General features: G+C 38.7%; 23 protein-coding genes and 2 pseudogenes. 16 read left to right on the forward strand and 9 right to left on the reverse strand.

What is annotated here, in order from left to right; all coding sequences use genetic code 11:
- Positions 1–6 precede the first annotated feature (6 nt).
- From pyrH to CXY28_RS02850, 7 genes are read left to right on the forward strand one after another with little or no spacing between them, the layout of a single operon-like run.
- Positions 7–729 (forward strand): UMP kinase, encoded by a 723-nt coding sequence (pyrH, locus tag CXY28_RS02820; protein ID WP_001148063.1) that lies wholly within the window; start codon positions 7–9, stop codon positions 727–729.
- A gap of 41 nt (positions 730–770) precedes the next feature.
- On the forward strand, positions 771–995 hold the full coding sequence (locus CXY28_RS02825) for a DNA-directed RNA polymerase subunit omega (RefSeq protein WP_000712202.1): 225 nt from the start codon (positions 771–773) through the stop codon (positions 993–995).
- Complete coding sequence (locus CXY28_RS02830) at positions 982–3,309, forward strand: RelA/SpoT family protein (RefSeq protein WP_100979391.1); 2,328 nt, start codon at positions 982–984, stop codon at positions 3,307–3,309. The genes CXY28_RS02825 and CXY28_RS02830 overlap by 14 nt, the downstream gene beginning before the upstream one ends.
- Before the next feature lie 23 nt (positions 3,310–3,332).
- Complete coding sequence (tyrS, locus tag CXY28_RS02835) at positions 3,333–4,541, forward strand: tyrosine--tRNA ligase (RefSeq protein ID WP_100979392.1); 1,209 nt, start codon at positions 3,333–3,335, stop codon at positions 4,539–4,541.
- A 16-nt stretch (positions 4,542–4,557) separates the two neighbouring features.
- Positions 4,558–5,649, forward strand: a complete 1,092-nt coding sequence (gene fabX, locus CXY28_RS02840) for a decanoate oxidase/trans-2-decenoyl-[acyl-carrier protein] isomerase FabX (RefSeq protein ID WP_000255243.1) — start codon at positions 4,558–4,560, stop codon at positions 5,647–5,649.
- A 6-nt stretch (positions 5,650–5,655) separates the two neighbouring features.
- Positions 5,656–7,047 carry an N-acetylmuramoyl-L-alanine amidase family protein gene (locus tag CXY28_RS02845; RefSeq protein WP_100979393.1) on the forward strand — a complete coding sequence of 464 codons (1,392 nt, stop codon included), beginning with the start codon at positions 5,656–5,658 and terminating at the stop codon, positions 7,045–7,047.
- Between the two features lie 18 nt (positions 7,048–7,065).
- Positions 7,066–7,803, forward strand: coding sequence for a hypothetical protein (locus tag CXY28_RS02850; RefSeq protein WP_100979394.1), 738 nt, complete (start codon positions 7,066–7,068; stop codon positions 7,801–7,803).
- A gap of 97 nt (positions 7,804–7,900) precedes the next feature.
- Here CXY28_RS02850 and flhB read toward each other — a convergent pair whose 3' ends face one another.
- On the reverse strand, positions 7,901–8,977 hold the full coding sequence (gene flhB / locus CXY28_RS02855; RefSeq protein WP_100979395.1) for a flagellar biosynthesis protein FlhB: 1,077 nt from the start codon (positions 8,975–8,977) through the stop codon (positions 7,901–7,903).
- Positions 8,970–9,575, reverse strand: a complete 606-nt coding sequence (gene mobA, locus CXY28_RS02860; protein ID WP_100979396.1) for a molybdenum cofactor guanylyltransferase MobA — start codon at positions 9,573–9,575, stop codon at positions 8,970–8,972. Before mobA ends, flhB begins: the two co-directional genes overlap by 8 nt.
- Before the next feature lie 85 nt (positions 9,576–9,660).
- On the opposite strand from mobA, the gene moaA reads away from it, so the two are divergent.
- The 7 genes and pseudogenes from moaA to CXY28_RS02895 all read left to right on the forward strand — a co-directional run bounded on the left by moaA (position 9,661) and on the right by CXY28_RS02895 (position 14,995).
- Positions 9,661–10,626 (forward strand): GTP 3',8-cyclase MoaA, encoded by a 966-nt coding sequence (gene moaA, locus CXY28_RS02865; protein ID WP_100979397.1) that lies wholly within the window; start codon positions 9,661–9,663, stop codon positions 10,624–10,626.
- Positions 10,627–10,725: 99 nt separating this feature from the next.
- Positions 10,726–10,875: a hypothetical protein gene (locus tag CXY28_RS08660; protein ID WP_198515003.1), complete on the forward strand. Its 150-nt coding sequence runs from the start codon at positions 10,726–10,728 to the stop codon at positions 10,873–10,875.
- Positions 10,872–12,421: pseudogene (locus tag CXY28_RS02875) on the forward strand (hypothetical protein). The gene CXY28_RS08660 and the pseudogene CXY28_RS02875 overlap by 4 nt, the downstream one beginning before the upstream one ends.
- Positions 12,422–12,431: 10 nt before the next feature.
- Complete coding sequence (locus CXY28_RS02880; RefSeq protein ID WP_015644454.1) at positions 12,432–12,734, forward strand: hypothetical protein; 303 nt, start codon at positions 12,432–12,434, stop codon at positions 12,732–12,734.
- A gap of 9 nt (positions 12,735–12,743) precedes the next feature.
- Positions 12,744–13,680: pseudogene (locus CXY28_RS02885) on the forward strand (sortase).
- 60 nt (positions 13,681–13,740) lie between these two features.
- Positions 13,741–14,061, forward strand: a complete 321-nt coding sequence (locus CXY28_RS02890) for a YkgJ family cysteine cluster protein (RefSeq protein WP_015644451.1) — start codon at positions 13,741–13,743, stop codon at positions 14,059–14,061.
- A 307-nt stretch (positions 14,062–14,368) separates the two neighbouring features.
- A complete protein-coding gene (locus tag CXY28_RS02895) occupies positions 14,369–14,995 on the forward strand; it encodes an NYN domain-containing protein (protein WP_229763307.1) in 627 nt (208 codons plus the stop codon).
- 308 nt (positions 14,996–15,303) lie between these two features.
- Here CXY28_RS02895 and ftsY read toward each other — a convergent pair whose 3' ends face one another.
- Complete coding sequence (gene ftsY, locus CXY28_RS02900; protein WP_100979398.1) at positions 15,304–16,185, reverse strand: signal recognition particle-docking protein FtsY; 882 nt, start codon at positions 16,183–16,185, stop codon at positions 15,304–15,306.
- A 5-nt stretch (positions 16,186–16,190) separates the two neighbouring features.
- Positions 16,191–16,748: a hypothetical protein gene (locus tag CXY28_RS02905; RefSeq protein ID WP_100979399.1), complete on the reverse strand. Its 558-nt coding sequence runs from the start codon at positions 16,746–16,748 to the stop codon at positions 16,191–16,193.
- Between the two features lie 97 nt (positions 16,749–16,845).
- Here CXY28_RS02905 and CXY28_RS02910 point away from each other — a divergent pair, with 97 nt between their 5' ends.
- A complete protein-coding gene (locus CXY28_RS02910; protein WP_100979400.1) occupies positions 16,846–17,520 on the forward strand; it encodes a 5-formyltetrahydrofolate cyclo-ligase in 675 nt (224 codons plus the stop codon).
- Positions 17,498–19,009 (forward strand): ribonuclease Y, encoded by a 1,512-nt coding sequence (gene rny, locus CXY28_RS02915; RefSeq protein WP_232779976.1) that lies wholly within the window; start codon positions 17,498–17,500, stop codon positions 19,007–19,009. The genes CXY28_RS02910 and rny overlap by 23 nt, the downstream gene beginning before the upstream one ends.
- On the opposite strand, the gene CXY28_RS02920 is transcribed toward rny, so the two are convergent.
- From CXY28_RS02920 to CXY28_RS02940, 5 genes are all read right to left on the reverse strand, one after another.
- The gene (locus tag CXY28_RS02920) at positions 19,010–20,326 is read right to left on the reverse strand and encodes an MATE family efflux transporter (RefSeq protein WP_269799813.1); all 1,317 of its coding nucleotides are present in this window, start codon (positions 20,324–20,326) and stop codon (positions 19,010–19,012) included.
- Positions 20,326–21,639, reverse strand: coding sequence for a Na+/H+ antiporter family protein (locus CXY28_RS02925; RefSeq protein WP_100979403.1), 1,314 nt, complete (start codon positions 21,637–21,639; stop codon positions 20,326–20,328). Before CXY28_RS02925 ends, CXY28_RS02920 begins: the two co-directional genes overlap by 1 nt.
- Positions 21,640–21,765: 126 nt before the next feature.
- Positions 21,766–22,644: a carbon-nitrogen hydrolase gene (locus CXY28_RS02930; RefSeq protein WP_100979404.1), complete on the reverse strand. Its 879-nt coding sequence runs from the start codon at positions 22,642–22,644 to the stop codon at positions 21,766–21,768.
- Positions 22,645–22,647: 3 nt separating this feature from the next.
- On the reverse strand, positions 22,648–22,794 hold the full coding sequence (locus CXY28_RS02935; RefSeq protein WP_100979405.1) for a hypothetical protein: 147 nt from the start codon (positions 22,792–22,794) through the stop codon (positions 22,648–22,650).
- Between the two features lie 28 nt (positions 22,795–22,822).
- On the reverse strand, positions 22,823–23,482 hold the full coding sequence (locus CXY28_RS02940; RefSeq protein WP_198542594.1) for a tRNA threonylcarbamoyladenosine dehydratase: 660 nt from the start codon (positions 23,480–23,482) through the stop codon (positions 22,823–22,825).
- Between the last annotated feature and the right edge of the window lie 11 nt (positions 23,483–23,493).

Genomic DNA, 23,493 nt, shown 5'->3' on the forward strand with positions numbered 1-23,493 from the left:
GGGATCATGCAAGCAAAGATAAAAAACAAACGGGTTTTGGTGAAATTTTCTGGGGAAGCGTTAGCTGGGGACAACCAGTTTGGGATTGACATTCATGTGTTAGATCACATCGCTAAAGAGATCAGAAGTTTAGTGGAAAACGATATTGAAGTGGGTATTGTGATTGGTGGAGGCAATATCATTAGGGGGGTTAGCGCGGCTCAAGGGGGGATTATCAGGCGCACCAGTGGGGATTATATGGGCATGTTAGCCACCGTGATTAATGCGGTAGCCATGCAAGAAGCTTTAGAGCATATCGGCTTAGACACAAGAGTGCAGAGCGCGATTGAAATCAAAGAGATTTGTGAAAGTTACATTTACAGAAAAGCGATCAGGCATTTAGAAAAGGGTAGGGTGGTGATTTTTGGCGCAGGCACGGGAAACCCGTTTTTCACTACGGATACGGCAGCCACTTTAAGAGCGATTGAAATCGGATCGGACTTAATCATTAAAGCGACTAAAGTGGATGGCATTTATGACAAAGACCCTAACAAATTCAAAGACGCTAAAAAATTAGACACTTTAAGCTATAACGACGCTTTGATAGGGGATATTGAAGTGATGGACGATACCGCTATTTCTTTAGCTAAAGACAATAAGCTCCCTATTGTGGTGTGTAACATGTTCAAAAAGGGGAATTTATTGCAAGTGATCAAGCACCAACAAGGCGTATTTTCTATGGTAAAATAAGCCCTTTAACATTGGATAGAACTCAAAATAAAAGGATCAGTTTGAAAAAAGAGAGAACAGAGAGTTTAGTCGCTCAAGCCTTAAAAAATATCGGAAACGACCGCTACATGCTAGATAATTTGGTTTTCGCTCGTGTGAAGCAATTAAACGCCGGAGCCAAAACTTTAGTGAATATGGACCCTAAACGCCATAAATTAGTGGATATTGCCATTAGAGAAATCGCTGAAGGGAAAATTGATATAGACAGGATAGATGAACGAAATTGATAAATCCGTTGATATCGGATTCTTACGGATTTTGGATGTTATCAAAAAAGTTACGACCCCAAAGGGTGGCATTGAAGTCTTAAGGACTTTAATTGATTTCACGCCCAAAATTGAAAACGCCCTAAATTTAGCAACCAAAAGCCATAAGGGGCAATACAGAAAAAGCGGCGAGCCTTATATTGTCCATCCTATTTGTGTGGCAAGCTTGGTAGCGTTTTGTGGGGGCGATGAGGCGATGGTGTGCGCTGCGCTTTTGCATGATGTGGTGGAAGACACGCCTTGTAAGATTGAAACGATTGAGCGAGAATTTGGGCAAGATGTGGCTAATTTAGTGGATGCGCTCACTAAAATCACTGAAATCAGGAAAGAAGAGTTAGGAGTGAGCTCTCAAGATCCCAGAATGGTGGTTTCAGCGCTCACTTTTAGAAAGATCCTTATTAGCGCGATACAAGATCCAAGAGCCTTAGTGGTAAAGATTAGCGACAGGTTGCACAACATGCTCACCTTAGACGCCTTGCCTCATGACAAGCAAGTGCGTATTTCTAAAGAGACTCTAGCGGTGTATGCCCCTATAGCGAGCCGATTGGGCATGTCTTCAATCAAAAATGAATTAGAAGACAAGAGCTTTTATTATATTTATCCGGAAGAATATAAAAATATCAAGGAATATTTGCACAAAAACAAGCAGTCTTTGCTCTTAAAACTCAACGCTTTTGCGAGCAAGTTAGAAAAAAAACTTTTTGATAGCGGGTTTAGCCATTCGGATTTTAAACTCGTTACAAGGGTGAAGCGCCCCTATTCTATCTATCTTAAGATGCAACGGAAGGGCGCGGTTAATATTGATGAAATTTTAGACTTGTTAGCCATTAGGATTTTATTGAAAAACCCGATTGATTGCTATAAGGTTTTAGGGATTATCCATTTGAATTTCAAACCCATTGTCTCTCGTTTTAAAGATTACATCGCTTTGCCCAAAGAAAATGGCTATAAGACAATACACACGACCATTTTTGATGAATCTTCTGTTTATGAAGTGCAGATCCGCACCTTTGATATGCACATGGGGGCGGAGTATGGTAATTCAGCCCACTGGAAGTATAAAGCCGGGGGCGTGGATCATGAAGATCACCATGAGGGCATGAGGTGGTTGCAAAATTTTAAATACCATGACAGCGATTTGAAAAACGACCCTAAGGAATTTTACGAACTCGCTAAGAACGATTTGTATCGTGAAGATATTGTCGTTTTTTCGCCTCATGGGGACACTTACACCTTACCGGTAGGAGCGATTGCTTTAGATTTTGCTTACATGGTGCATAGCGATTTGGGCGATAAAGCCACGGACGCTTATATCAATAGTAAAAAAGCCTTACTTAATCAAGAATTAAGAAGCGGAGATGTGGTTAAAATCATTAAAGGCGATAAAATAATACCTCGTTTCATTTGGATGGATCAGCTTAAAACTTCTAAGGCTAAAAACCATTTGCGCATCCAAAGAAGAAACCGCTTGAAAGAGATTGATACTAAGAGTATGGTAAATATTCTAACGACTTTTTTTGGGCGCTCTGTTTTTGAAGACGTGGATTTAAAAGATTATAAAAACTTTGAAGAAAAATTAACAGATTGTGGGGTGGAGATCACTTTAACAGAAGCGATGAAAAGTTTTGAAAATTTAGCCAAACTCACTGAAGAAATTGAAAATAAGGTGTTTTCTTTAAAAGAAGATGCGATTTTAGAATACCAAGAGATGAGTTTATGGACTCGAGGTTTGAGGTATTTGGGTTTTAAAACCAATGTTTTGAATTTTTTAACCCCAAACCGGCAGTGGCAGTGTAAGGAATTAGAACATTTTAGCGTTTGTTCCAGCAACGCTTTAGAAATCAAACAGGTGTTGTTGAATGATTGTTGTTACCCTAAATATGGCGATGAAATCATTGCGATTGTAACGGATTTGAAAGATCCAAAAGCGGTTGTGCACCATAAATTTTGCAAAAAAGCGATGGCGGAAGTGGATGCTAAAGCGCCTATGGTTTATATAGAATGGCACAAGCGGGATCGAACGATTTATAAAATGATGTTTTATTTAGGCGAAAAAAAGTCGGTTTTAGCAAGTTTATTGACTTTTTTAAACCGGAATGAATGCAATATTGTGGGCGTGTCTTACTTAGGCTATAAAGACAAGTATTCTAGCCATTGTGAAGTGAGTTTTGAAATAGCTACGGATAAGGCGGATTGGATCAGAGCCTTGATCAATCGCAAATATCAAGATAGGATTGTAGAATTATCCAGTCTGGATGACGCTTATGAATTATAATAAGCCCTAATTAAGGAATGAACATGGAACAAAAAATCGCTATCGCCTTAAAAGAGATCGCTAGAGGCACTAATGAAATCATTGGATCAGAATACATTGAAAAGCTGGTGAGGAAATATTATGAAACCAATGAACGCTTTATCGTTAAAGCCGGGTTTGATCCTACCGCTCCCGATTTGCATTTAGGGCATACGGTATTGATCCAAAAATTAGCTTTATTGCAGCAATATGGGGCTAGGGTTAAGTTTTTAATTGGGGATTTTACCGCTATGATAGGCGATCCTACAGGGAAAAATGAAACCAGAAAACCTTTAAACCGGGAGCAAGTCTTAGAAAACGCTAAAACTTATGAAGAGCAAATCTATAAAATTTTAGATCAAAAACACACTGAAGTGTGCTTTAATTCCACTTGGTTGGATGCTTTAGGCGCAAAGGGCATGATAGAATTGTGTGCGAAGTTTTCAGTCGCTAGAATGCTAGAAAGGGACGATTTTGCTAAACGCTATAAAGAAAACCGCCCCATTAGCATCGTGGAATTTTTATACCCTTTGTTGCAAGGCTATGATTCAGTGGCGATGGATGCGGATATTGAGCTTGGGGGCAATGATCAAAAGTTTAATTTGCTGGTGGGGCGTTTTTTGCAACGAGCTTACGGCTTGAATAAAGAGCAGTCTGTCATTACCATGCCTTTATTAGAGGGGCTTGATGGGGTGCAAAAAATGAGTAAAAGCTTGGGGAATTATGTGGGGATCACTGAAGAGCCTAATGCGATGTTTGGGAAGATCATGAGCGTGAGCGATGATCTCATGTGGCGATACTACACCCTTTTGAGCGCTAAGACTTTAGAAGAAATTGAAGACTTAAAACATGGTATTTTAAATCAGACCTTGCACCCTAAAGCCGTTAAAGAGGATCTCGCTGGTGAAATCGTGGCTCGTTATTATGATAATGATCAAGCATTCAAGGCTAAAGAGCAATTTTCTAAAGTGTTTAGCGCAAACCTTTTGCCTGAAATTTTATCAGAAAGCGATTTTGATGAGGGGGTTGGGATTTTAGATGTTTTAAAACAGATTGGCTTTTGCCCATCCACTTCACAAGCCAGGCGCGATATTCAAGGGGGAGGGGTAAAGATTAATCAAGAAGTGATAAAAGATGAGAGTTATCGTTTTGTTAAAGGAAATTATGTTATACAGCTTGGTAAGAAAAGATTTATGAAATTAAATATTAACTAATATTAAGGAAAGAGCTATGGTATCAACACTCAAACCGCTAAAAATCGGTAAGCACACCATAAAATTCCCTATCTTTCAAGGGGGAATGGGTGTGGGGATTAGCTGGGATGAACTAGCTGGAAATGTTGCCAAAGAAGGGGCTTTAGGAGTGATTTCAGCCGTAGGGACTGGTTATTATAAAAACATGCGTTTTGTAGAAAGGATTGTGGCTAAAAAACCCTTTGAAGCCTTGAATTTTTACTCCAAAAAAGCGTTGAATGAGATTTTTGCAAACGCTAGGAAGATTTGCGGGAACAACCCTTTAGGAGCGAATATTTTATACGCTATCAATGACTATGGCCGTGTTTTAAGGGACTCTTGTGAAGCAGGAGCGAACATCATTATTACAGGGGCTGGTTTGCCCACTAACATGCCTGAATTCGCTAAGGATTTTAGCGATGTGGCGCTCATCCCTATTATTTCTTCAGCGAAAGCTTTAAAAATCCTTTGTAAAAGATGGAGCGATCGCTATAAAAGAATCCCGGACGCATTCATTGTGGAAGGGCCTTTGAGTGGGGGGCATCAGGGTTTTAAATACGAAGATTGTTTCAAAGAAGAATTCCGATTAGAAAATTTAGTGCCTAAAGTCGTGGAAGCTTCTAAAGAATGGGGGAATATCCCTATTATTGCAGCTGGGGGGATTTGGGATAGGAAGGATATAGACACCATGTTGAGTCTTGGAGCGAGTGGGGTGCAGATGGCGACTCGTTTTTTAGGCACGAAAGAATGCGACGCTAAAGCGTATGCCGATCTTTTGCCCACGCTCAAAAAAGAAGATATTTTACTCATTAAATCGCCTGTAGGCTATCCGGCTAGGGCTATTAATACGGGGGTGATCAAGCGTATTGAAGAGGGTAATGCGCCTAAAATCGCATGCGTGAGCAATTGTGTAGCGCCTTGTAACAGAGGTGAAGAGGCTAAAAAGGTGGGCTATTGTATCGCTGATGGTTTGGGGCGCAGTTATTTAGGGAACAGAGAAGAGGGGCTTTATTTTACCGGGGCTAATGGCTATAGAGTGGATAAGATTATCAGCGTGCATGAATTGATTAAAGAGCTTACAGAGGGTTAATTTGTAGTGCTTGTGAGGTTAGGGGTTGTTGCATGTCTTTTGTGGTTGCATTTTGCTTGTGCTACAACCCTTAAAATTACCAACATTGTGCCTTTTGGCTCTAGCAGTGTTAAAATGGTGTTCAATCAAGAAATTAAGAAATTCAAAGAAGTTTCGCTCAAAAATTTCAAGAGCTATTTGGAATTAGAAGCCGTTTTAACCATTCCTAAAAAGCATTACCAATTTTCCAAACAATCTTTCATCACGATCGTGCAATTTAGCCCTAAGTTAGCGCGAGTGGTTATCGGCTATGCTCCTAAGATGACTTATGAGATTAAAATCCTTAAAGACAAGCTCTATGTTTCTATCGTGGAGAAAAAGCCCTTAACCAAGCACAAAATAGTGCCAAAACCACCCAAACACCATGCACTAAAACACCAGACACCAAAACCACCCAAACACCATGCGCTAAAACACCAGACACCAAAACCCACCCCTAAATCTATTAAAAAAGAGGCTAAAGAGGCTAAAGAAAAAACGCCCATTAAGCATGTGTATTCAAAACACGCGCACTCTCCATTGAACGAAAGGAGCGCTAAAAAAGAAATTCTTAAAAAAGAAATTCTTAAAAAAGAAATTCTTAAAAAAGAAATTCTTAAAAAAGAAGCAGAAAATGAGAGTAAGAACCAAATTTTTATAGCAGAAAAAAATGACGCTTTCATCAAAACCAAGCGCAAAAAACACAAAAAAATCGTTTTAGACGCTGGGCATGGGGGGAAAGATTGCGGGGCGATGAGCGCGAATTTAGTGTGTGAAAAAGACATTGTTTTAGAAGTGGTGAAGTTTTTACACAAAGAGCTTAAAAGAAGAGGCTATAGCGTTTTATTGACAAGGGATAAGGATATTTATATTGATTTAGTGGCTCGCACGGAATTAGCCAATAAAAAAAGCGCGGATTTATTCATCTCAGTACACGCCAATTCCATCCCCAAGCATTCCACCTCTAACGCTCATGGCATAGAAACTTATTTTTTATCTACCGCAAGGAGCGAAAGGGCTAGGAAAGTGGCTGAGCAAGAAAATAAAGACGATGTGAATTTGATGGATTATTTTTCTAAAAGTTTGCTTTTAAATTCATTAAACACGCAGCGATTGATTGTTTCTAACAAACTAGCGATTGATGTGCAATACGGCATGCTCCAAAGTATCCGCAAAAATTACCCTGATGTGGTGGATGGGGGCGTGAGAGAGGGGCCTTTTTGGGTGTTAGCCGGGGCTTTAATGCCTTCAATTTTAATAGAAATTGGTTATAATTCCCATGCGATAGAATCTAAACGCATCCAAAGCAAACCGTATCAAAAAATCTTGGCTAAGGGCATTGCTGATGGCATTGATAGTTTCTTCAGCAAGAATGATTAGGCAATGATTAGGTTGTAGATGAATTTTTATCAAAAAATATACACGCATAAAGTCGTTTTTTCTTCATTGTTTTTTTTGTTGTTTTTGTTCAATGCGGAAACTTTGTTGTTTTCGCATTTCAGCGATGATTTTTCGCAATTGTTTTTTTTGTTTGAAAACCATGTTTATGATTTCATTGTTAAATTGGATTACTTGGGGTTAATAGGCGTTTCTTTAATTTATCTGCTTGTGCTTATTCTAAAGCCTTTCACCCTCACGCGCCAAAAATGCGCTTGCGTAGGGATATTGTGCCTTTCTTTCTACGCTTGGAATTTTCCTGTTAAACATTCTTTAATGGTGCTTTATCTTTTCTATTTTGCGCTGTTAGCGACTTTATTGTGGCGTTTTTTAGGGGCTAGCATGAAGCAATCTTTCTTGCCCTCTATGAATATTTGCATCGTGTGGGTTTTTGCTTCTTCTTTACAGAGTTTTAGATTTTTAAGCGTGTCTGATTGCGTGGATTTTTCCCTTTTTACACTCGCTCTTATTTTATTGATACTGGTTTTAATCTATCACAAACGCCTTTTTGGGTTGTATGAATACGCTAACACGCTTATTTTGATCGTGGGGCTTAGCGTGGTGGTGCTGTGTTCTAACATGTTCATTCAAACTAAAGAATATTATGGCATGCGGTTGGGTTTTTACTTTTTAGGCTTGTTGGGGTGGCTTTTAGAATACATCCATAACACTTTAAGGCGTTTGGAGCATCAAATTTAAAGGCTTGGCCCTCATTAAATAGGGATAGCTAAAGTTTTTTGGTTGAGTATCCTTGATTGAGTGTCTTTTTGGGGCTTAAAAGCGGGTTTAAAAAATCTTAAAGAGGTTTGATGATCTTTTGTTTTTGGCGTTCTTGCTCTAATTTAGCCACTTGAGCGAAGACAATCGCTACCGCTTCAAACAATTCTTCTGGTATGGCGGCGTTTAATTTCACATCTCTATAAAGCTCTCTGGCGAGCGTTTTATTTTCTATAATTTCTATATCATGCTCTCTGGCGATGCCCTTAATCCTAATGGCTAAATAATCCGTGCCTTTAGCCACCACCACAGGCACAGGGTGTTCTTCATCAAATTTGAGAGCGACGGCATAATGGGTAGGGTTAGTTACCACAACATTGGCTTTAGGGATTTCTTGCATCATTTTATTCGTGGCGTTTTTTACCATCATCTGGCGGATTTTGGCTTTGATTTCTGGGTTTCCTTCTTGCTGTTTGTATTCGTCCTTAACTTCTTGTTTAGTCATTTTTAAAGAGTTGGTGTATTGGCGGCGTTTGATGACTAAATCCACAAAAGCCAAGACAAAAAATAAAAATAAAAGCGAAGAAATGAGTAATAACGCCTTGCTTTTAAACCACAACAACTGGCCTTGCAAATTCAAAAGAGCCGCATGGTTTAATTCCCCTAAAAACAAGGAAAAGATGAAAAACCCTAGGAAAAAAGCTAAAAAAACTTTTAAAGTGATCAAACTCCCATCAAGGAGCTTTTTTAAAGAAAAAAGGTTTTTAACGCCATTGATAGGGTTGATTTTAGAAAATTTAGGCTCAATGACTTTAGGGGCAAAGAGCCAGCCAAATTGCAAGACATTGGATAAAAACGCCACCACCACTAAAATGATTAAAATCGGTAAAAGCAATAAAAAAGTGTCTTTAGCCAGTTGGTTAAACAGCTCTTGAACGCTTTCTTTACTAAAATCTAGGGAAAAATCTTTCAACACATGGCGATACATTTCGCTAAAGCCATCCACCCACCATATAAAAAAAACAAAAATACTCATTAGCCCGGCTAATAACCCTAAAAACCCCACCACTTCCATGCTTTTAGGCACATTGCCTTCTTCTCTGGCTTTTTGGATTTTTTTCGCGCTAGGGAGTTCGGTTTTTTCTTCTTCAGCCATTTGATCCCTCTTTTAAAATTTGAACGGCTAATTCATAGTCTTTTAGGGTGTTTAGGTTTAAAAATTCTTCTTCTTGATCAAAATTGATAGCGATAGAAGAGGTATTTTTCACAAGATCGCTAAGGCGATAATTTTGTGTTTTAAGAGCGTAACTAAGAGCGTTAAGGGTGCTTTGATGCCACAGAGAAATTAAATAATGTTCTTTTGTAGGGCTTTTAGCATAGACTACGCTAAAGTTTTGAATCCCACAAAGAGTTTTAATGCTTTCAAAGGACACTAAAGGCGCATCTATGGCGATAAAAAAAATATAAGGGGTTTGCAGCGTTAAAAAAGCGTTATGAATGCCAAAAAGGGGTGAAAAAAGATCGCTCTCTTTTTCTAAAAGATAGGGAGCGTTTAGTTCATACGATTTCTTAGCGCTGATAATGACTTGTTTGAAAAGTTTTAAAAGGCGCAAGTATTGGTATTCTAAAAGACTAGGATACGATTTTAAAGGCATGAGAGCCTTATTGATTTGAATGTTATTGGTGATAAAACGAGAGCTTTTGCCCCCAGCTAATAAAACGCAAGGAATGTTATCAATGATAGGGTTTTTCAAAAGATCTATCCATGTTTATGTTGTTAAGTCGTTGTTTATTATGTTACACTAAAAGCTTAAATAAAGGGCATAAGGGATAAAGGGAGTGTTAGTAGATAGTTTTAATAGGGTTATTGATTATATTAGGGTGTCTGTAACCAAACAATGCAATTTCAGGTGTCAGTATTGCATGCCTGCTACGCCATTAAATTTTTTTGATGATGAAGAATTATTGCCTTTGGATAATGTTTTAGAATTTCTTAAAATCGCTATTGATGAGGGCGTTAAAAAAATTAGAATCACAGGTGGGGAGCCATTGTTACGCAAGGGTTTAGACGAATTTATCGCTAAATTGCACGCTTACAATAAGGAAGTAGCGTTAGTTTTAAGCACTAATGGTTTTTTACTCAAAAAAATGGCTAAGGATTTAAAAAATGCCGGGTTATCACGGGTGAATGTTTCATTGGATTCTTTAAAAAGCGATAGGGTTTTAAAAATCTCTCAAAAAGACGCTCTTAAAAATGCGCTAGAAGGGATTGAAGAGTCCTTAAAAGTGGGTTTAAAACTCAAATTAAACATGGTTGTGATAAAAAGCGTTAATGATGATGAAATCTTAGAGCTTTTAGAATACGCAAAAAAGAGAAGCATACAAATCCGCTACATTGAATTTATGGAAAACACGCATGCTAAAAGTTTGGTTAAAGGCTTGAAAGAGCGAGAAATTTTAGATTTGATCGCTCAAAAATATCAAATCATTGCGGCAGAAAAACCCAAACAAGGGTCTTCTAAAATCTACACGCTAGAAAATGGCTATCAATTTGGCATTATCGCTCCGCATAGCGATGATTTTTGCCAATCTTGCAATCGTATCCGCTTGGCTTCTGATGGCAAGATTTGCCCATGTTTATACTATCAAGACGCCATAGACGCTAAAGAAGCGATCATAAATAAAGATACAAAAATGATGAAAAGGCTTTTAAAACAATCTGTCATCAATAAACCAGAAAAAAACATGTGGAATGATAAAAACAGCGAAACTCCCACAAGGGCGTTTTACTACACAGGGGGGTAGGGAAAATATTTATTATTTTAAACCTTTTTATTAAAAATAAGGCGGTTTGTTTAGGATTTTTGGTTATAGTGGCTAGGATTGAACAATAAGGAGGTCTTTATGGAAAAAGTCCTAGCGTTTTTTATCCCTAGCTTTTTTATCCCTAGTCTTTCTGGGGGGGGGGTTACTTATAAGCCTACCCTAAACCTTTTAGAATCCCCAAAATCTCTCGCTTTTTTTAAATCTTTCTTTTTTGGAGTTGAATCATGAAAAAAGATCGAGAAAAAAACAAAAATACAGCAACATTACAGATTCAACCATCATGGGTTCAACTAGCGAAGAGAGTGCACTTTATGCTAGCGCTAATAGAGAGCATTTTTCTGTCTTGGATAGATTAGAAGAGATCTCAAAAAGGAAGATAAACCCTAACTATATTAAACAAAATATCAACCAACAGGCGGGGTATTCTGCTGAAATTAAAGAGCAAGCCCATGTTAATGTGCATAATATCCTTGCAAAAAAAGGGGAAAGGGTATGGCAGTATGATGATCTTTCTAGTGAGCGAAAGGCTCAGGTTAAAAAGCTTTACCCAAACCATGCCACGCCCAGTAAGAACCACGAAATCGTGGATTATATCAGTGTGGATGAAAAGGGGAATGTCATTCCTGGCACGGCTGTGCAGAGTAAATTTGTGGGCAGAAATGGTGAAGAGTGTTTTTAAAAAATTCTTATCTAAACCCTATAAAAAATACTTTGAAAACGGTGCGAAGATGAATGTCCCTAAGGATTATTATAGGGATATTCAAAAAGCCACTGATGCTGAAATCAAGAAATTAGAGTCTTAAATCGCTAAATAAAAGGGGCTTGGCGATTTTCAAAAAGCCGCTATTTTAGAGAAAGAACTCCAAAAATGCAAAACAATCAAATCCCATACAAGGCCTGCGAGCACCACTAAAGCAGAGGCGATTGAAGCCAGATTGAACCCAAATCTCTCCACTGCTAAAGATGTTACCAGAGTTTCGCATCAAGCAGGAATGAACGCCGCACAAACCGGTGCGTTGATAGGTGGTGGGGTCTCACTCGTAACGAATGTTTATGAATGTATCGCAAATGGCAAGGATCCTATGAAGGCGATCAAGCACACCGCTATTGATACCCTAAAGGGTGGAGCGCTTAGTTATGGCAGTGCATTTGCAAGCTCATCTTTGGGAGGTTTGATGCAAAGCAGCGCTAATAAGGTCATCCAAAGCCTTGGCAAGGGTTCATTGCCTGCTATGATTGTGGGTGCTGGTGTGGCAAATGCTACGGTTTTAACTCGCTATTTTTCTGGAAAGATTGATGAGGCAGAGATTCTTAAACAGCTTGGGAAAGCCAACACCACTCTTGTAAGTAGTGGGGTTATGGCAGTTGCTGGGCAAGCGCTCATCCCCATTCCTGTGGTTGGGATGCTAGTTGGGGCTTTGTGGGTGCGATCTTGAGTGAAACTTTTTTTAATACTTTTCTAAAGGCTCGTGAAGAGGCTAAATTAGCGCGCCAAAGGCGTATAGAGATTGAAAAAGAATGCCGTGAACTCATCAAGCTGTTAGAGATTTATCAAAATCAATTTAAGGAGGTGTTTGAGCGATATTTTCATGAAACTACCAAGTTTTTCAATCAGAGTTTTGATGAGCTTGAGCGTGCGCTTTATGCAGGCGATGCGGATTTGGCCATAGGAGTCAATAATAAGATTCAAGAAAGACTAGGTCAAAAGCCCTTGTTTAATAATACCCAAGAATTTTGGGAATTAATTACCAGTAATAAAGACATAAGAATGTAAAGGAGAAAACATGGAAAAAAATGATAGATATGAAATTGTAACCAATGTGATAGAGTCATTGGAAAATGGTGGTTCTTTCAATCAAAGAGATCGTGAGAAATTCATGCAAGTCGCTAGAACGCTTGGGATTGAAGATAGCGTTATTGAAGAAATGATTGATATTTATCAAACGCTCAGCCTTATCTACCGCCATGAAGATCTGATTAATGCAAGCGATTTGCCAAGAGAACAAAAGAAAGTCGTGTGCGCTGAGCTTCAAAAAAGCATTAATGAAAATCTAAAAGCTTTAGAAAATATCAAAAATAACATTTAAGGAGAAAACATGCCATTACTATTTATTTTAGCCGGAGTAGCCATAGCGGCAGCAGGATACGGAGTTAAAAAAGGGATTGATGCGCTCGATGCCGATTGCGAAGCTGATGAATTTATCAAAAAGGCAGAGAGTTTAAAAGAGGAAGCAATTAAAAAGGCTGAACCTGTGGAGTCTGATTGTAAAAATGCTCTTATGAGATTGGGTGAGAAAAAATTCCATGTCCAAAGTTATAGCATGTCAAGTTTTGTGAAAGAGTTCAATCAATTAAAAGGTCGTGAGTTTGTCGTCAAAGTTGCCGACATGCAAGATCTCTGCGAACAAGTCTCAAATGCACAAAATTCATTTAGCCAATTTAATACCAATGGTATGACTGATGAGAGTATTATAGAGAAAATGCTTATAGGCTATGGTAGCTTAGGTGTTTATAGTTTTATTACTGCTATGATGATGGGTGGAGAGCTTGTTACCGCTATTTTAGGGTTTTTTAGCACTTCTAAAATGGAAGAAAAGCTAGATGATGCCAAGGCTTATTACTCTCAAGTTGAAGCAGCCTCCAAAAAAGCGGATGTGATGATTGATAATCTCAGATCCGTTGAGAAAATGTCAGAGCTTTTCACTAGGCAAATCACAAAGTTTGATGCGCTGTTTTTCTCGCTTGCTCAAGATGCCATCGCTACGATGAAAAAGCATAACTACAATGTCTCTCGTTACAATCAAAAAGAAAAAGATCAACTCAGCGTTACCGTTTCAACCCTTATGACTTTGAGTGCTTTTTTGAAAGTCTCTATCATGGACGAAAGCCAAAAGCTCACTGAAAAAACAAAAAAACGCGCTCAATCTCATGCGAAAACAGATGGATAGCTTAGAAAATGGGAATTATAGCTTGGATGGTATCAGATTTAGGCAGGCACAGCTTGAAAATCTAAGAGACGATAAGACTTCTTAGGACTATAGAGCTTTCAAAGAGGAAAAAAGGGCGTGACATAGAGGGTATAAAGAAGCGAGCATGGAAGAATCAAAAAAGCGAACAACCCTTGATCGCTTCCCTTGCACCTCTTGCGGGCTTTGTTGCAAGAATATCACCGGGATTATTGAGCTTATTGGGTTTGATGCCGGCAATGGGGTGTGCAAGTTTTTGGATTCAGAAACCAATCTGTGCAAGATTTATGAATCGCGCCCGTTAATTTGCAGGGTTGATGAAGCGCACAAAAAGCTTTATCCCCACATCCCGCTGAAGGAGTTTTATACCAAAAACGCAGAGGTTTGTAACGCTTTGCAAGAAGCAAACCATATGGATATAAGTTTTAGGGTTATTATTACGGAATAGACTAAAAATAGCTCTATTTTCATTAAATATGAACACTCAAAGTAAATGGGTTTTAGTTATTCTATTTTATGATAAAACTCATTCTCTTAATGGGATAGGGGTATTTTGAAATAATCCCCCCTACAACCACCAACTAAAAACCCCTAATTCAAGAAGACCGCTTTTTAGAGCTATCACTTGACTAGCATCAAGCTCTTTACTATTGATTGTAAAAAATGCTAATAGCATTTTTAAATTTGATTATTGATATCCAATAAAAACAGACCCTATTTCACCAATGTGTTCTATGATTATAAACAATAATTGATTGAAGCATAAAAAATCTATAAATTTGACTTCTTACAAAAACTTTGCTATAATAGAGAAATATTACTCAACTAGGGCTTTATTTATTTCTGGTCCTAGTTATCCAAGTAAAAAGAACAGAATCATTAATCATACACAAAAAACGGCAATTTTTGTTGATTTTGAAAATTTGAGACTAGATGTTTTTGAAAAAATAGGAAAAGATAAAAAACTTTTTTTTGATTACAATAACAATCCACAAAAAGTTATAGATTTTTGTAATTTATGTGTTTTTGACAGTTATCATGAGAGAGATTTATTAAATCTATACAGAATATTCTTTTACACAGCAAAACCATTAGATAATCATAAGAAAAAGAAGGATATATTGAAATTCTTGTCAACACTAGAACACTTAAATCATACTGCCTTGAGACTCGGAAAGCTTGTTAAGCGTGGTGACGATGTGGTTCAAAAACAAGTAGATATGCTCCTTGGAATAGACATGTTAGAAATTTTCCTAAAACATTTTGTAGATAAAGTGGTTTTGATAGGATATGATTCTGATATGTCTCCGGCTTTAAATTGGCTAGAACAAATGGAATTCGAACAGAAATTATCCTTTTTGAAGATCTCAAGCGAAAAATAGAGCTTAGCCTTACTAAACATTGTGATTTTATCAAAAAAGTAAAAGTAGAAGATATATAATAAATTAGGCATTAAAAACAACAATATTAATAGGCACTCAGAATAAGGTTATAGGAGTTTAAAGCTCCTATCTTACTATATTAGTAATAGCTTCTATATTATTTTTGCAATGTTTTAATCTTGATTCTTCGAATAAATCTTTCAAAAGGTGCTTTATCATCGTCCTTATAGAAAATATTAAACTCATCATAAGGTTGCTTAACCATACTGTTTATGTTATACTCCATGTTCTTGGTATGGTTGTATTTTTTATTGTTCCACAAACACCGCATCAACCAAGTTTGCTATAAAGCGTTCTTCATCAAAAGCGATCAAATCGTCTTCTTTTTCGCCCATTCCTAAATAAAGAATGGGTAATTTCAACTCATACAGCACGCTTAAAATCGCTCCGCCTTTAGAAGTGCCATCAAGCTTAGTCATAATCACGCCGTCTAACGCCAAAGTCTCATGGAAAATTTTGGCTTGAGTGAGCCCAGAACTCCCTTGCGTGCCGTCTAAAATAAGGAATTTATAAAAGGGGGCGTCTTTTAAAACTTTAGAGCAGGTGCGCGCGATTTTAGAAAGCTCGTTTTTAAGGTTGGTCTGGTTGTGTAACCTCCCAGCGGTGTCTATAAAAACTTCATCTATATTTTTAGCGATCGCGCTTTCTATGGTGTTATAAGCTAGAGAGCTTGGATCGCTCCCTTCTTTGGCGCTAATGACTTGAATGTTAAGCTTTTCGCCCCATAATTGCAGCTGTTTGACTGCGGCCGCTCTAAAGGTATCGCCGGCCCCTAAAAGCACTTTTTTATGCTGTTTTAAAGAGAGCTTGGCGAGTTTGGCGATCGTTGTGGTTTTGCCCGCCCCATTAACCCCCACGATTAAATGCACTAAGGGTTTTGTGGTGATGGTTTTTAGGCGGGTTTTATCGTAATAGCTTTCCCCTCGCACGAAACGCAACAAAGCGACTTCTAATTGCTTGGGCGTAACTAAATCGCCTAAATGCTTTAACAAGCTCTCTATCAAATCGTATTGGATGTCAAAACTAATCAAAATTTCTTCTAATTCCTCTTTAGGAACGCTTTGGCGCTTTTTTTCTTTAACCTCTTCGCCCTTAATTTTATTGACAATTTTTTTGAAAAAATTAAACATAATTTTTAATCCTTTAAATTGGAAATATCAAATTGGAGCATTTCTATTGGCACGATCCCTTGATATATTTTAATCAATTGGTGTTTGTGGTATAAGAGCATGTTAAAAGAATGGTTTAAAGCGTCATACTTTAAATGATCAAAAAGAGCGGTGTCTTTAGGGTTTAAAATCACCAAATCAGCTTGAGAATGCGCGCTAAAGTCTTTGATTGCATCGCTTGAATAGGGTTGATTGAGTAAAATAAGCACTCTCAAACGATCTTTAAAAGTTTTTTTTAAGATGTTAAAGGTGGGAGAGTAATTTTTTAAAAAATCGTCTAAAGTGCTTAAAATCAATAGAGTAGGGGCGTTAGAATCCGGGCTGATATTTAGGGAATCTAAATCGCCTGTAATGGTGTATTCTTGGTTATTCAAATCCATAGCGGTGTAGGTTTTAGGGCTATCTTGTTGGGTGGTATTGTTTTGAGAATCTTGAGATTTTTGGGAATTTTTACAAGCGCTAAAACCCAACAAAACGATCAAAACCAGCGCGATAAAACGCAAAAAATAAGCCTTAATTCTCATTATAAACACATCCTTAAGAATAATAAAATGGTAACTAATAACCTAAAATTATACTATAATGTAAGTCTAAAATTTAAGGATTATAACCATTAAAACGATTTTTAGAGATTTTTGTAAAGAACGCTTGAAAAGGGCTAAACCAACCAAAGATAAAGCAGTCAGGGATAAATTGGCTTGCAAGCTTTTATTTTGGAAATTCAAAGATTATCAAAATATTTTATTGTATAGCCCATTAGGGCATGAGCTTGACATTAGGCCTTTGATTTTGAAGTTAAGACAAAAAAATAAGCGCGTGTGGTTGCCTAAAAGCATCAAAAAAAGTGCTGATTTTTCTAAAGAGGGTTTCACTATCGCTCCCTTTAGGTTGCCCTTAAGGCGTTTGGGGTGGTTTGATGAGCCGAGTTTGTCGCGCTATTATAAGCAAGAATTAGATTGTATTGTCGTGCCGATTTTAGGAATGGATACAAGCTTTAGGCGCGTGGGTTTTGGGCTAGGCATGTATGATAGGAGTTTGCCCCCATTATTCAAAAGACAACTAAAACGCCCCTTAATCGTGTTTGTGAGTAGGGAGTTAGCAATAGCTAATGGTGTTCTTACAGATGCCCATGACATTGAAGCGGATCTTTATATGAATGCTCGTATCGTTATGAAGAATAATAAAAGGAAACATTATGAGCATGGGGTTAATTTACATTTCATTAGAAGTCTTGGTAGCGTGTTTGATTACCGCTCTAGTCATGTATTATGTGATGAAAAAGATCTATTACGCTAGAGGGCAAGCCGCTTTAAAAAGCGCTTCAGCTAAAGCCAAATTAATGGAGTTTCAAGCGAAATCTTTTGTGGAAGCTGAAGAGATGCGCATGAAAAGCCAAGAATGCAAATTGCAACAGCAATATGAAAACAAGAACTTGCAACTCCAAACCCATTTTGATAAAAAAGAAGCGCATTTGAAGCATTTAGAAGCGCAGCACAAAGAATTTGTAAGAGATGAAAAACGCTATTTGGAAAAGGAAAAAAAAGAGCTTGAAAAAGAACGCCAAATTTTAGAACAAGAGAGGGAAAATTTCAAAAAACAGCGCGCTGTTTGTAAAGAAGCTCAAGCCAAAGCGCTAGATGCGATGCTCAATTACATGGCTTATACCAAAGATGAAATTAAAAACATGATTTTAGAGCAATTAGAAGAAGAATTAGAAGCCCAAAAAAGTGCCTTAATCAGGCGTTATGAAAAAGAAGCCAAAGAAGAGGGCAAGAAAAAATCGTATGCCATTTTAGCGGAAGCGACAGCCCGTTTTGCGGGTAATTATGCGACAGAGAATTTAACCACTCGTATCGCTTTGCCTTGCTCAGATTATGTTGGTCGTGTGATAGGCAAAGACGGGAAAAATATTGAAGCGTTTAAAAAGGTCAGCGGGGTGGATATAGAATTTAGCGAAGACAGCAGTGAATTGTGTTTGTCTAGTTTCAATCTTTATCGGCGTGAAGTAGCGAGCGAGACGCTTAAAATTTTAATAGAAGACGGCCGTATCCAGCCTAACAGGATTGAAGAGATCTATCATAGAGTCGCGCGCAACATGGAAAAAGAATTGCTTTCTGAAGGGGAGAGCGTGGTGTTAGAATTAGAGCTTGGGGCTATGGAAGATGAGCTTAAAATTTTAATAGGCAAAATGCGTTACCGTTCCAGTTTTGGGCAAAACGCCTTACAGCATTCTAAAGAAGTCGCTCTTTTAGCCGGCTTGATTGCAGAGCAGCTTGGGGGGGATAAAAAGCTCGCCAGAAGAGCCGGTATTTTGCATGATATTGGTAAAGCGCTCACCCAAGAGCTTGGGAGAGATCATGTGAATTTAGGGGTTGAGGTGTGCAAGCGCCATAAAGAAGACCCGGTGGTGATCAATGCGATTTATGCCCACCATGGGCATGAAGAGATTTTGAGCGTAGAGTGTGCGAGCGTGTGTGCAGCTGATGCGCTTTCAGCAGGGCGTCCTGGGGCTAGAAGAAAGAGCGATGAAGAATACGCCAAACGCATGCAAGTTTTAGAAGAGATCGCGCTAGAATTTGATGGGGTGGAAAAAGCGTATGCGATGGAGAGCGGGCGAGAACTAAGAGTGATTGTCAAATCCAACCAAGTCAGGGACAATCAAGTGCCTATTATTGCCAGAAAGATCGCTAAAAAGATAGAAGAGAGTGCTCAGTATGTGGGTGAAGTGGGCGTGCAAGTGGTGCGAGAAAATCGTTTCAAAACGACCGCTACGCTCAAGCAATGATCAAGCCTTTTTCCCGCACCTTTTCCAAATGCCTTTAGAAAAAACTTTATAGTAGATGAATGAGCGCAAAAAAGTTTCTGATGCGATCACTACAAAAATAAATTCCACCTTAAAATGATGAATTAAAAGCAAGTAAATGGGCATGATCCTTAGCCCCCATAAGCTTAGGGTGTTGATATATAGTGAAATTTTAGAAATGCCAGCCCCCCTAAAAACTCCATCTAGCACAAAATACCCAATTAAGGGGGCTTGAGAGAGGCCCACAGCGATCAAATAAGATCGCGCCACTTCTAAGACTTCTTCATCTTGAGAAAAAAGGCTCGCGAATTCTTTAGCGAATAAGACTAAGACAATCCCTAAAACTCCCATTAAACCCATAGAGATTTTTAAAATCAAATGCGCGTATTCTGTGGCGATCTTTGGCTTGTTCGCTCCTAAATTTTGCCCTGTTAAAACCATCGCTGCGATCATAAACCCAAATCCGGGCATGAACGAAAAGGTTTCAACCCTAATGCCTATTTGCATGCCCGCTAACACCTTATCCCCATAGCTCGCTACAAATTTGGATAAGAGGATTAAAGAAAACAAGCTCAATAAGCGCTCAAACCCGGCCGGCCAACCCACTCTAAACATGGTTTTTAAAAAAGAAAAATGAAAGGTTATTTTGAATTTTAAAGGGATTTTTTTGATTTGTATCCAAACGCCAAGCGCGAGTAATTCCCAATAAGAGACAACCACATTCGCTAAAGCCGAGCCAACAATACCCATTTCTTTAAAACCAAAATCCCCAAAAATCAAGGCTTGATTCAAGAAAATGCATGCGATGACCATGATGATTTTAACAATAAAGGGGGTTAGGGTGTCTGAAAAACTGGCGAGCGCTGAAACTAAAACATTTTTTAAAAAAATACTCGGTAGCGCGATAACTAAGACTTCTAAATAATCTTGCGTCAATTGGCGCGAAGGATCTTGTAATTGCATCCAATTTAAAAAAGGCTCAATCAAAAAATAAGAAACAAACAGCACGCCCAAACAGATCACAAACGCCCCTATAAAAATACTTGAAAAAGCGTGATTGATTTGAGCAAAGTCCCTAGCCCCCACAAGCCTAGAAAGAATGGCGTTAGTGCCGGTGTATAAAATCGTGTTGATGCCATAAAAAAGCATCAAAAATTGCAAGCCCACCCCTAAAGCCACAATGTGATGGTGCGAAATCTTACCCACAAAAAAAACCGAGAGCGCGACCACCAGCACATCTAAAAAAGCATTGACCCCAGAGGGTAAGGCTAAAGAAAAGATTTTCTTAACTTGATAGATTAGCCTAATAGTAACGCTCCAAGAACTCCAAAAACAATCAAAGGGAGATTATAGACTAAAAAAGTCGGCACGCATGTGTCATAGATATGATTGTGTTGGTTGTCTGCGTTAAGCCCGCAAGTGGGTCCCATGGTGCTATCGCTAGCCGGTGAGCCTGCATCGCCTAAGGCTGCGGCTATGCCGATGAGTAAAATTGTAGATTCTATGCTAAAACCTAATTTCGCGCATAAAGGGACATAAAACACAGCGATGATAGGAATCGTGCCAAAAGAAGTCCCTATCCCCATAGTGATAAAAAGCCCTACAACAAGCATCAAAAAAGCCCCTAAAAGCTTCCCTTGGATTATGCTTGTGATCGCATTCACTAAACCCTCTATCGCATGCACTTTTTGCAACACTTCTCCAAACCCGCTAGCCACTAACATCACAAAAGCGATAAACGCCATCATCTTCACGCTATCATCCATAAGCGAGTCTGTTTCTTTAAACTTAATGCCACGGCCTAATAAGATGATCGCTAACGCTAAAAAGGCGGCTAAAGGCATCGAATCGGTGGCTAATTGGATCACAAACGCCACGATAATCCCTATAAAAGTCAAGTAGTCATGGTAGTTTAATTGAAGCGAAGCGTAATTTTCTATATCAAAAGATTTTTCCTTGTAGCGCCTGGGTTTTTTGTATAGCGTTAATACAGCCACAAGCAGCCCAACAACCATCGCTAACCCCGCTATCCACATCACTCCTGTGATTTGCGCTATGGTAGAGCTAACGCCATTAGCTTTTAATTGCTCTAAAATGGTGGTTTGAAAGATCAAACCAAACCCTACAGGAAGCACCAAGTAGGGGGCTTGCAAGCCAAAGGTTAAAGCGCAAGCGACCGCTCTTCTATCCAGTTCTAGCCGATTCATTAAATGCAAAAGAGGGGGGATTAAAATAGGGATAAAAGCGATATGCACCGGCACTAAATTTTGCGAAAAACATGCGATGAAAGCGATCAAAAAGCAAAAAGTGGATCGCTTGTAATCCATCAAGCCTATTAATTTGCTCAAAGCGACTTTAATGAGGTTGCTTTTAGCGATCGCTACCGCCAAAGCCCCTAAAAGGATGTAGCTTAAAGCGATGTTTAAATTGCCTTTCATGCCGTCTATCATTACATTAAAACTCTCTGTGATTCCAAGCCCTCCCATAATCCCTGCTATGAGGGTCGCGCTAATCATAGAAAGCATGACATTGAGCCTTAAAAGGCTAAGAACGCACATGCAAATGATGGCCACAAAGGCAGGATTGCTCCATACAGAGCTATTTTCTAGCATTTTTGCTCCTTGTTAAAATGAAAATACCGCACAAAAATGATAGAATTTTTGCGCTTGTTTAGCACAAAAAATTACACCTACCATGTTCAATCCTTTCTAACCTTAAATTTTAAATTAATTGACTGATTAAATATAGCGTTTCAACAAATCGTTATAAAAATCAATGCGTCTGTCTCTTAGAAACGGCCACATTCGGCGCACTTCTTCGGTGCGTTCTAAATCAATTTCCGCATACAAAATCTCTTCTTTATCGCTCGCTTTAGCTAAAAATTCGCCCAAAGCCCCCACCACAAAACTAGAGCCAAAAAAAGTAATGCCCCCCTTAATCGTGCCGCTAGGATCTAATTCTGTGCCCACTCTGTTAGTCGCAATCAAAGGCAAGCCATTAGCGATCGCATGCCCTCTTTGAATCGTCTCCCATGCGTTTTGCTGGCGTTTTTTTTCTTCATTAGAGTCTTCTTCTAAAAACCCTATCGCACTAGGATAGATTAAAATTTCTGCCCCTTTTAAAGCCATGATCCTTGCTGCTTCAGGATACCACTGATCCCAGCACACCATAAGCCCTAATTTGCCCACGCTTGTAGTGATAGGCTCAAAGCCCAAATCTCCCGGCGTGAAATAAAATTTTTCATAAAACCCTGGATCATCAGGAATGTGCATCTTGCGATACACTCCAGCAATTGATCCATCTTTTTCAAACACCACAGCGCTATTGTGATACAACCCTTTAGCGCGCTTTTCAAACAAAGAAGCGACAAGCACCACTTGAAATTTTTGAGCTAAAGCGCTAAAAAAAGCCTTATCTTCTTCAAAATACTCGCCCAAATCAAAAAATTTAGGGTTTTCGCTCTGGCAAAAATAACTATAAGGGTTTAATTCTTGCAACACCACTAAATTGGTCTTAGGGTGTTTTTTTAGCGCTTGTTCAAGCAAGTTCGCTGTATGCTCTATGGTTTTTTTTCTAGAGCCGCAATAAGCATGCTGGAGAACGCTCGCACAAATCATTTTTCACTCTTCTTCATAATCAGAGTTATAGTCTTCATAATCATCATCATCATAGACATTCTTATAATCCCCATACTCTTCACCTTCTTTTTCAAAGCCCTCTAATTCTTCTTCTTCAAAATCTTCCAATTCATCTTCGTAATCTTTCATTCCACTTCCTTTCATTGTTGATAATACCTTATTTGATAATGTCTTGCACGACTTCACTCGCTATTTGCAAACCAAAACTCGCCGTAACCGTATTAAAACTCCCAAGCTCTATGCAATGCGGAATTTCAGGGCTAAAAACCACTTTAAAATCCCCTTTAAAACGGCGTTTTTTTAAAAAATCCCTAAATTTACGCCCGAATTTATCGCCATAGCTTTCCCACACGCTCCCCACTTGGATGTGTTTAGGGTTCAAGCGTTTCGCGCTCCCCATAGAGCTGATAAATTTCCCGTAAGCGAAATTCTGGCATTTTATCGCCAAGCTTGTTTTAATGGGCAAATCGTCCATGCAATCTAAAATGTAATCATAATCTCTAAAATTAAATGAATTTAAAAACGCTTCATCTATACGCAAATTCAAAGCTTGAATGCCCTTATAGAGATCTTGCAACACCAACACTTTAGATTCTCCTATCCTTTCTGAGCCAATCTGGCGGTTTTGATTGGTAACATCAAACACGTCTTTATCAATGATAGTGATTTGCCCTATCCCCACACGATACAAAGCGTCTAGCACAAAGCCCCCAACGCCCCCCACACCACAGATTAAAACCCTTTGTTGGCGGATTTTTTCAAAATCGTTTTTAAACAACCACCTTATGCGCGTGAATCTATCTATGGGTTCGGACAATCTTTAGCCTT

The sequence above is a fragment of the Helicobacter pylori genome (assembly GCF_002832345.1).
Taxonomy (GTDB): domain Bacteria; phylum Campylobacterota; class Campylobacteria; order Campylobacterales; family Helicobacteraceae; genus Helicobacter; species Helicobacter pylori_CP.